The 7,757-nt window shown below is 69.7% G+C and carries 13 protein-coding genes and 1 pseudogene; 12 read left to right on the top strand and 2 right to left on the bottom strand.

Translation table 11 applies throughout. From position 1 onward, the window contains the following. Positions 1-111 (top strand): annotated as a pseudogene (locus G6039_RS30590) (DUF2786 domain-containing protein); the annotation flags it as partial. Beyond that, complete coding sequence (locus G6039_RS13290; RefSeq protein ID WP_006932256.1) at positions 108-623, top strand: TIGR04338 family metallohydrolase; 516 nt, start codon at positions 108-110, stop codon at positions 621-623. The pseudogene G6039_RS30590 and the gene G6039_RS13290, both read left to right, overlap by 4 nt. Positions 624-649: 26 nt before the next feature. On the opposite strand, the gene G6039_RS13285 is transcribed toward G6039_RS13290, so the two are convergent. Beyond that, the gene (locus G6039_RS13285; protein ID WP_006932247.1) at positions 650-871 is read right to left on the bottom strand and encodes a CsbD family protein; all 222 of its coding nucleotides are present in this window, start codon (positions 869-871) and stop codon (positions 650-652) included. Positions 872-1,163: 292 nt separating this feature from the next. Between G6039_RS13285 and G6039_RS13280 the strand changes: the two genes are divergently transcribed. From G6039_RS13280 to G6039_RS13235, 10 genes are read left to right on the top strand one after another with little or no spacing between them, the layout of a single operon-like run. Next, positions 1,164-1,853, top strand: a complete 690-nt coding sequence (locus tag G6039_RS13280) for a hypothetical protein (RefSeq protein ID WP_043800934.1) — start codon at positions 1,164-1,166, stop codon at positions 1,851-1,853. A 5-nt stretch (positions 1,854-1,858) separates the two neighbouring features. Next, positions 1,859-3,118, top strand: a complete 1,260-nt coding sequence (locus tag G6039_RS13275) for an SRPBCC family protein (RefSeq protein ID WP_043800936.1) — start codon at positions 1,859-1,861, stop codon at positions 3,116-3,118. Continuing rightward, entirely contained in the window at positions 3,115-3,528 is a 414-nt protein-coding gene (gene gvpJ, locus G6039_RS13270) for a gas vesicle protein GvpJ (protein WP_051446121.1), read from the top strand. The genes G6039_RS13275 and gvpJ (G6039_RS13270) overlap by 4 nt, the downstream gene beginning before the upstream one ends. Next, positions 3,528-4,325 carry a GvpL/GvpF family gas vesicle protein gene (locus G6039_RS13265; RefSeq protein ID WP_043800938.1) on the top strand — a complete coding sequence of 266 codons (798 nt, stop codon included), beginning with the start codon at positions 3,528-3,530 and terminating at the stop codon, positions 4,323-4,325. Before gvpJ (G6039_RS13270) ends, G6039_RS13265 begins: the two co-directional genes overlap by 1 nt. A gap of 3 nt (positions 4,326-4,328) precedes the next feature. Further along, positions 4,329-4,592: a gas vesicle protein GvpG gene (locus G6039_RS13260; RefSeq protein WP_043800940.1), complete on the top strand. Its 264-nt coding sequence runs from the start codon at positions 4,329-4,331 to the stop codon at positions 4,590-4,592. Next, positions 4,589-4,924 carry a gas vesicle protein GvpO gene (locus G6039_RS13255; RefSeq protein WP_006932231.1) on the top strand — a complete coding sequence of 112 codons (336 nt, stop codon included), beginning with the start codon at positions 4,589-4,591 and terminating at the stop codon, positions 4,922-4,924. The genes G6039_RS13260 and G6039_RS13255 overlap by 4 nt, the downstream gene beginning before the upstream one ends. Beyond that, positions 4,921-5,310 carry a gas vesicle protein GvpJ gene (gene gvpJ, locus G6039_RS13250; RefSeq protein ID WP_043800943.1) on the top strand — a complete coding sequence of 130 codons (390 nt, stop codon included), beginning with the start codon at positions 4,921-4,923 and terminating at the stop codon, positions 5,308-5,310. Before G6039_RS13255 ends, gvpJ (G6039_RS13250) begins: the two co-directional genes overlap by 4 nt. After that, positions 5,303-6,091 (top strand): GvpL/GvpF family gas vesicle protein, encoded by a 789-nt coding sequence (locus G6039_RS13245; protein WP_043800946.1) that lies wholly within the window; start codon positions 5,303-5,305, stop codon positions 6,089-6,091. Before gvpJ (G6039_RS13250) ends, G6039_RS13245 begins: the two co-directional genes overlap by 8 nt. Next, on the top strand, positions 6,088-6,321 hold the full coding sequence (locus tag G6039_RS13240) for a gas vesicle protein (RefSeq protein ID WP_043800949.1): 234 nt from the start codon (positions 6,088-6,090) through the stop codon (positions 6,319-6,321). The genes G6039_RS13245 and G6039_RS13240 overlap by 4 nt, the downstream gene beginning before the upstream one ends. Then, positions 6,314-6,607 (top strand): gas vesicle protein K, encoded by a 294-nt coding sequence (locus tag G6039_RS13235; protein ID WP_043800954.1) that lies wholly within the window; start codon positions 6,314-6,316, stop codon positions 6,605-6,607. Before G6039_RS13240 ends, G6039_RS13235 begins: the two co-directional genes overlap by 8 nt. A gap of 11 nt (positions 6,608-6,618) precedes the next feature. Here the strand turns inward: G6039_RS13235 and G6039_RS13230 are convergent, their stop codons facing one another. Continuing rightward, a complete protein-coding gene (locus tag G6039_RS13230; protein WP_043800958.1) occupies positions 6,619-7,755 on the bottom strand; it encodes an acyl-CoA dehydrogenase family protein in 1,137 nt (378 codons plus the stop codon). Positions 7,756-7,757: the final 2 nt, after the last annotated feature.

Raw genomic sequence — 7,757 nt, 5'->3', positions numbered from 1 at the left:
GGGGTGGGGCACTCGTCCGACGCCCGTCGCGCGGGGGACCGGGCGGGCCGGCAGGCGCGCCTGGGAACGGCGCCGGAACTGCCGACTCCGGCCCGGCGGTTGCCGCGGTGACCCGGCTGCGCGACACCCAGAGGACCGCCGTCTACGAGGCGGAGTCCTTGGTACGCAAGATGTTCGACCGCGCCGACGAGCGCGGACTCCGGGTGGTGGAGCTGGCCGGGTCGCAGGTGACCCTGCCGGTGGAGCGGCGCTTCGCCTCCATCGATTCCGTCCAGGCGTACGTGGACTCGGTGCTGGCACTGAACTGGGTGCGGGCGCGCTGGTCGCGGGCGTCGGTGCGGGTGCGCGTCCGGGCACGCGCCGGCCATGCCGCCGCTCACTACGAAAGCGATTGCGCCACAATCGCGCTCCCGGAGCACCGCGCGAACACCGCGTGGGCGTTCCGCGAGCTGGTGGTGCTGCACGAGCTGGCGCACCATCTGGATGCGTCCGATCCGGACGATCCGGCGGAGCCGCCGCACGGACCCGCGTTCGTCGACCGGTTCCTGACCTTGGTCGGCGAGATCATCGGGCCCGAGGCGGCGTTCGCCCTGCGCGCCTGCGGCTTCGCCGCCTGCGAATGACACCCGCCGGCGGCGCGCCGGGAGGCTCAGCGGAGATCGGAACGATGTGACCTGTTCTTGAATCGCCCTTGGGCATTCCTTACCGCGTGGGTGAGGTGGTCGCCGAACTGCTTGACGCGCCCGGAGACCTGGCCGCGCCTGCCCACGCTCTGCAGGTTCTTGTTTCCGGTCCGCTTGCCCAGGTTGTACCGGGTCTTGCCGACCACTTCCTCGGCCTTGTGCATCACCTTGTTGGCGAGGTGAGCCATGGTGCCCTCCTTAGCATTTCTGCGGGGACGGAGCCGCGCCCCGTCGAGGGTGGTCATACCCTCGGGGTGCCGCCGGGAAACACCTCCGGGACATACCGATCAGTCCTTTATCACACCCTGATGGTGCCGCACGCGCTTTCCTGTTGATCGTCAGCGAACCGATGTTTGAAATGCGTAGTGTGGGCTACACCACATTCGAACCGCACCGCGGGCCCGACGCACCGGACCAGACATCGTGCGCAGCCGAGAACCTGCCCGCATCGCGGCCACTTGCAGGCGAAGGAGAATGGTCATGAAAGGTGGGGCACGAGTTGCCGCCGGGGTGAGTATCGGGTACTTCCTCGGTCGCACGCACAAGATGCGGCTGGCGTTGATGCTCGCGGGGGCAGGCCTGACGGGACGCCTGCCCAGCAACCCGCAGGACATCCTCAAGCGTGGGGCCTCGATGGTCGGGTCCTCACCGGAACTCGTCAAGATCACCGATTCGGTTCGTGGCGAACTGATGAGCGCCGCCCGCGCGGCCGCGGTCACCGCCGCGAGCAACCGGATCGATTCGCTCAACGATCGGCTCCAGCAGCGCGCCGCCGGACGTTCCAAGGCTGCCGAGGAGGAGCCGGAGGAAGAGGAGTACGCCGACGAGGGACCCGAAGACGAGTACGCCGAAGGCGAATACGAGGAGGAGCCGGGCGAGGAGTCCGCCGAGGAGGAGGAGTACCCGGAAGAGGAAGCCGAAGAGGAAGAGGCCGACGAGGAGGAAGAAGCCGAGGAGGAGGCCCCGAAGCCCGCGCGGCGGCGGCCCGCCGCCCGACGGCGTACCGCGGAATCCGCGAGCCGTCCCAAGGCATCCCGGGCCAAGTCGAAGCCACAGGAACCGGACGAGGCCGGCGACGAGGACGAGGAGCCGTCGAAGCCCCGGCGGCGCAGCACCCGCGCCGCGGCATCCGCCACCGGACGCGCTCCGGTCCGGCGGACGAGGAAGTGAGTCCGATGACGCGAACACTCGGAGAGGCCACCCGCCGGCTGGGCAAGACCGCCACGGAGACCGTGGGCAAGGCCGGCAAGACCGCCGCCGGCACCGCGGGACAGGCCGGTAAGACGGCCACCGGGGCGGCCGGAAGCGCCGGCAAGGCGGTGCAGGACCTCTCACCCACCAAGCACCTGCAGAAATCACTGCAGGGTCTGGCCGGAACGTTTGCCGAGCGTGCCCTGTCGGCGGTCTCCGACAAGGTGACCGGGACTGCCGGGCGCCTCAACGACTATGCCGAGGGCGGGGGCGGGAACCTGCTCGGAGCGGTGACCGGTGTGCAGAAGTCCGGCGAGGGCGAGTCGCGGTTCAGCGGAGCCATGGAGAACATCAAGCAGACCGCCAAGGACAAGTTCGAGGACGTGAAGGAATCCCTCGGCGGAGGCGGCAAGGGTAAGGGCGGCGGCGGCAAGAAGATCAAGCTCACCAATATCGTCGAACAGGTCGACGTCGGCGTTCCGATCCGGCTCGCCTACGACCAGTGGACCCTGTTCGCGGACTGGCCGAAGTTCATGAAGAAGGTCGAGCAGGTCGAGCAGGCCTCGGACGAGAAGCTGCAGTGGACCGGCAAGGTGTTCTGGTCCCGGCGCAACTGGGAGTCGACGATCCTCGAACAGGTTCCGTTCGATCGGATCGTGTGGCGCTCGAAGGGCGCCAAGGGCTACATCGACGGGGCGGTGACCTTCCACGAGATCACCGACAACCTGACCCGCATCATCATGGTGCTCGAGTACCACCCCAAGGGGCTGTTCGAGAAGACGGCCAACCTGTGGCGAGCCGTGGGACGACGAGCACGACTGGAGCTCAAGCACTTCGAACGCCATGTGATGACCGAGGCCGTCCTGCACGCCGAGGACATCCAGGGCTGGCACGGCGAGATCCGCGACAGCGAGGTCGTCAAGGACGACGAGACCGCCCGGCGCGAAGAGGAAGAACAGGAGCAGGAGGACCAGGAGCAGGACGTCGGGGACGAAGGCGCGGAGGACGAGGCCGAGGACGAACTCCCCGAGGACGAAACCGAGGACGAGGAGGAACTCCCCGAGGACGAGGCCGAGGACGAGCTCTCCGAGGACGAGGCGGAGGACGAGCTCCCCGAGGATCAGGACGAGGAAGACGAGGGCCTGCAGGACGAAGCCGACGAGGAGCCGGAGGAGGAACCGGCACCCTCACGGCGACGGCGCGCGGCCACCCGTAAGGGCGGCAGGCAAGGAGCACGCACATGACGATCCAACCCGCCGGCGGCGGAGGTGGCGGAGGTGGCGGCGGCACGATGGCCCGCCCCAACTCCTCCGGTCTGGCCGACGTCATCGACACCATCCTGGACAAGGGACTCGTCATCGACGCGTTCGTGCGGGTGTCGCTGGTGGGCATCGAACTGCTGACCATCGACGCACGCATCGTGGTGGCCAGTGTCGATACCTATCTGCGGTTCGCCGAGGCGGTGAACCGGCTCGAGATCTCGCAGAACGAACCGAAGGGCCTGCCCGACCTCGTCGGTGACATCACCCAGGGCGGGGCGAAGCACAAGACCAAGGGCGCGCTCGAGGCCGCGGGCGAGAAGGTCATGGACTTCCTCGGCGACGTGGAAGACAAACGGCAGACGGCCAGCCGACCGAAGAGAAGGGGGGATTGATGTCCACCGATCAGGCCGCAGAGGCACCCGAGAGCGAGGGCGGGCAGAGCACCGCGATGTACGTCTACGGCATCGTGCCGGCCGACGTGGAGCCCGAGGAGCACGCGAAGGGCGTGGGGAAGCCCCAGAGCGACGTTGCGGTGGTGCGCCACGGCGACATCGCCGCACTGGTCAGCGAGATCTCGGTCGACCGGCCGCTCGGCACGCCCGACGATCTGAAGGCGCACGCGGAACTGCTGGACGGTTCCGCGGCCGTCGCACCCGTGCTGCCGCTGCGGTTCGGGGCGGTGATGACGGATGCGGAGGCGGTGGAGAGGGAGCTGCTCGAGGAGAACCACGACGAGCTGAAGGCAGCACTGGACGAGCTCGAGGGGCGTGCGCAGTTCGTGATCAAGGGCCGCTACGTCGAGAACGCGGTCCTGCGCGAGGTGCTCGACGAGAACTCCGAGGCCGCCCGGCTGCGCGACGAGATCCGCGACAAGTCGGAGGACGCCACCCGCGACGCCCGCATGGCTCTCGGGGAGATCATCAGCCAGGCGATCGAGACCAAACGCGCCGAGGACACCCGCCGGGTGATCGACGCCCTCGAGGCCCTCGAACCGATGGTCAACGAGCGGCAGCCCACCCACGAGGAGGACGCGGCCCACGTCGCCGTCCTCGTCGAACTCGACCGTCAGGGCGAGCTCGAGGAGGCGGTGGGTTCGCTCGCGCACGAGTGGGACGGCCGGGTCGAGATGACACTGCTGGGCCCGATGGCGGCGTACGACTTCGTGATGAAGCGGGAACCGGAGGGCTGACACATGGGACTGATCTCGTCCATCCTCTTGTTGCCGCTCGCCCCGGTCAAAGGCGTGCTCTGGCTCGGCGAAGTCATCCAGGACCAGGTCGAGCAGACACTCCACGACCCGGCGACCATTCGGAGGGAACTCGAGGAGATCGACGAGGCGGCGGCGGCCGGTCGACTGTCGGAGGACGAGAAGGAGAAGGCACAGCAGGCGGTCCTCGACCGCATGATCCGGCCTGGCGGCGGTACGACACCCGCCGGGGGGAGTGAGAACCTGTGAGCGGCAGGGCGACGCCCGAGGATTCCGACGACGTCTACGACGACGACGAGCAGCCGCCGCCCCTGACGGCAGGGGAGGCCGCCGCGGCCGCCCTCGAGCACCTCGTGGAGCTGACCTCGAAGGAGCCCCAGGGGGCCACCTCGGTGGAGCCGGCCGATCACGGCTGGACCGTGGAGATCGAGGTGCTCGAGGATCGGCGCATCCCGTCGTCGGCGGACATGCTGGCCCTCTACGAGGTGGAGATCGACCTGGACGGAAACCTGCTGGCATACCGCCGAACCAAGCGCTACGGCCGCGGCAGCAGCGACATCGGCGAAAGGGCCCGGCGATGACCGTGATGGGGGGCAGCTCGTCGCCGCAGCCGTCCGGGGGCGGTCACCAGTCGACGAACCTCGGCGACATCCTCGAGCGGGTCCTCGACAAGGGCCTGGTGATCGCCGGCGACATCCAGGTCAATCTGCTCGACATCGAGTTGCTCACCATCAAACTGCGGTTGGTGATCGCCTCCCTCGAGACGGCGAAGGCCGTGGGCATCGACTGGTGGGAGTCGGATCCGTGGCTCAGCAGCAAGGCCCGCAACCGCGAGATCGATCGGGAGGACGACAAGCTCGAACTCGAGAACCGGCGGCTGCGCGAGCGGATCGCCGAACTCGAGTCCGGGCACGGCCGCCGCGAGGCCGTCGAGAGCGCCCGGGTGGAAGAGGAGGATCGTGACTGACGGAACCGGAGTGTGGGTGTACGCCGTGACGGACGACGGGCTCGCCGAGGAGGACCTCGGCGGGCTCACCGGCGTCGCGGGAGAGGCGGTGCGCGCCGTGACCGCCGGGGGCCACGCCGCCGTCGTGGGTTCGGTGCCGCTCGAGGTGTTCGGGGAGGAGCCGTTGCGGCGCAACCTCGAGGACCTGCAGTGGCTCGAGGCGACGGCCCGGGCGCACGACGCCGTGGTGTCCGCCCTCGTGCGGCGGGGTGCGGTGATCCCGCTGCGCCTGGCCACCGTCTATCTCGACGACGCCCGCGTGCGCGATCTGCTGGACGAGCGGCGTGCGGACTTCGAGTCGGCGCTGGCCCTGGTGAGCGGCCGCACGGAGTGGGGGGTCAAGGCGTACGGCGACCGGCGGGTCCTCGCCGACGCGGTGGCGGAGGCGCAGATCGCGGGCAGCGCCAAGGGCGCCGGCACCGCCTACCTTCTCCGCCGCCGCGCCCAGCTGTCGGCGCAGGAGTCCGTCGAGCGCGACGCCGCGGCCCGCGCCGACGAGATCCACTCCCGGTTGGTGCGGCAGGCCGCCGCGGGCCGGCGTCAGGCCGCGACGGATCCGGCGCTGAGCGGCCGGCGGGACTGGATGGTGCTCAACGGAACCTATCTGGTGGACGACGACCGCGCGAACGAGTTCGCGGCGACGGTCGAGGAACTCGGCAAGGAGTTTCCCGGGATCCGGCTCGAGCTGACCGGGCCGTGGCCGCCGTATTCGTTCGCCGGTGTGGAGCGGACATCCCCATGAATCACGTCAGCGAGAGCGCCGACGGCGAGCGCCGCATCGCCCTCATCGACCTGCTGGACCGGGTGCTCGCCGGCGGGGTCGTCATCACCGGCGACATCAAGCTCTCCATCGCGGACGTCGACATGGTGCAGATCTCGCTGCGTGCCCTGATCTCGTCCATCAGCACGCTGTCGGCAACCGGGATCGAACCGCCCGTCCCTCGCGACGCCCTGGAGGCGCCGGATGAGTGAATTCGACGGCATTTCACCGCGTATCGACTCGGATCCCGAGTCGGTCGAGCGTGGGCTGGTCACGCTCGTCCTCACCCTCGTGGAGCTGCTGCGGCAGCTGATGGAGCGGCAGGCGCTGCGGCGCGTGGACGAGGGGAACCTGAGCGACGAGCAGATCGAGCGCATCGGCACCACCCTCATGCTGCTCGAGGAACGCATGGGGGAGTTGCGTGACCACTTCGGGCTCACCCCCGAGGATCTCAACATCGACCTCGGACCGCTGGGGACGCTGCTGCCCCGGGAGTGAGCCCGCGCCGCTCACATGCCGGCGACCTCGATGCGGTCGTGGTCCGCGACGGCCCCGGCGAGGATCCGCACGTGATCCTCCACGGTGCCGAGCGTGTGCTCGATCGCGGTCAGCCGGCTCACGTAGTGGCCGACCGGGTATTCGGCGGTGATGCCGATACCGCCGTGCATCTGGATCGCCTCCTGCCCGACCTTCCGTGCCGACCGGCCCACCTGCAGCTTGGCCCGCGACGCGATGGTCGGGTCGACGATGCCGTCGGCGAGGGCCATGGTGGCGTACAGGCTCATGCTCGACGCCAGCTCGAGCAGCACGTACATGTCGGCCGCGCGGTGGGTCAGGGCCTGGAAGCGGGCGAGGGGAGCGCCGAACTGCTTGCGCTGCTTGAGGTAATCGGTCGTCAGGCGCAGCGTCTCGGCCAGCGCACCGACCGCCTCCGCGCACAGGGCGGCCTGGGCCCGTACCTGGGCGGCGGTGATCGCCGCCGTCGCGTCCACGGCCGCACCGAGCGGCACGGCGACGGCCGAGTCGAGGACGAGTTGCGCGGCGCGGCGCTCGTCGTGGGTGCGGTACGCGGTGCGGGTGACGCCGGCCGCGTCGGCGTCGACGAGGAACAGCCCGACACCGCCCTCGGGAAGACGGGCGGACACGACGAACGTCTCGGCGCAATCCCCGTGCAGCACAGGATTCTTGCGGCCGGTGAGGGCCCAGGTGTCGCCGGTGCGGGCGGCGGTCGTGGCGACCTCGGTGGCGGGCCACCGGCTGCCGGGCTCGTCGTGGGCGAACGCGAGCAGCAGCGCGCCCTCGGACAGCCGCGGCAGGAGGTCCGCGCGCTGCTCGTCGGTGCCGACCTCGGCGACGAGGCCGCCCGGCAGGAACACCGCATTCAGCAGCGGTTCGGGGGCCAGGGCTCGGCCGATCTCGCCCATGACGGCCATGATCTCCACCGGTCCGGCGCCCATTCCGCCGTGCTCCTCGGCGAACGGCAGGCCGAGCACGCCGAGTTCGGCGAGCTGGCGCCACACGTCGTCGCTCCAGCCGCGGTCGGTGTCGGCGACCTTGTTACGGGTCTCGGTGTCGTAGGTGCCCGAGAGCACGTCGCGGACGGTCTTGCGGAGCAGGTCCTGTTCGGTATCGAGTTCGAAGTTCATGA

The sequence above is a fragment of the Rhodococcus aetherivorans genome, from assembly GCF_011058165.1.
GTDB lineage: Bacteria > Actinomycetota > Actinomycetes > Mycobacteriales > Mycobacteriaceae > Rhodococcus > Rhodococcus aetherivorans.
This window is presented reverse-complemented; position numbering and strand designations above follow the sequence as displayed.

What these genes read in the sequence shown, in the direction of transcription:
- G6039_RS13285 (WP_006932247.1), bottom strand. Translation starts at nt 871, where the DNA reads ATGGCTCACCTCGCCAACAAGGTGATGCACAAGGCCGAGGAAGTGGTC.
- G6039_RS13280 (WP_043800934.1), top strand. Translation starts at nt 1,164, where the DNA reads ATGAAAGGTGGGGCACGAGTTGCCGCCGGGGTGAGTATCGGGTACTTC.
- G6039_RS13275 (WP_043800936.1), top strand. Translation starts at nt 1,859, where the DNA reads ATGACGCGAACACTCGGAGAGGCCACCCGCCGGCTGGGCAAGACCGCC.
- gvpJ (WP_051446121.1), top strand. Translation starts at nt 3,115, where the DNA reads ATGACGATCCAACCCGCCGGCGGCGGAGGTGGCGGAGGTGGCGGCGGC.
- G6039_RS13265 (WP_043800938.1), top strand. Translation starts at nt 3,528, where the DNA reads ATGTCCACCGATCAGGCCGCAGAGGCACCCGAGAGCGAGGGCGGGCAG.
- G6039_RS13260 (WP_043800940.1), top strand. Translation starts at nt 4,329, where the DNA reads ATGGGACTGATCTCGTCCATCCTCTTGTTGCCGCTCGCCCCGGTCAAA.
- gvpJ (WP_043800943.1), top strand. Translation starts at nt 4,921, where the DNA reads ATGACCGTGATGGGGGGCAGCTCGTCGCCGCAGCCGTCCGGGGGCGGT.
- G6039_RS13240 (WP_043800949.1), top strand. Translation starts at nt 6,088, where the DNA reads ATGAATCACGTCAGCGAGAGCGCCGACGGCGAGCGCCGCATCGCCCTC.
- G6039_RS13235 (WP_043800954.1), top strand. Translation starts at nt 6,314, where the DNA reads ATGAGTGAATTCGACGGCATTTCACCGCGTATCGACTCGGATCCCGAG.
- G6039_RS13230 (WP_043800958.1), bottom strand. Translation starts at nt 7,755, where the DNA reads ATGAACTTCGAACTCGATACCGAACAGGACCTGCTCCGCAAGACCGTC.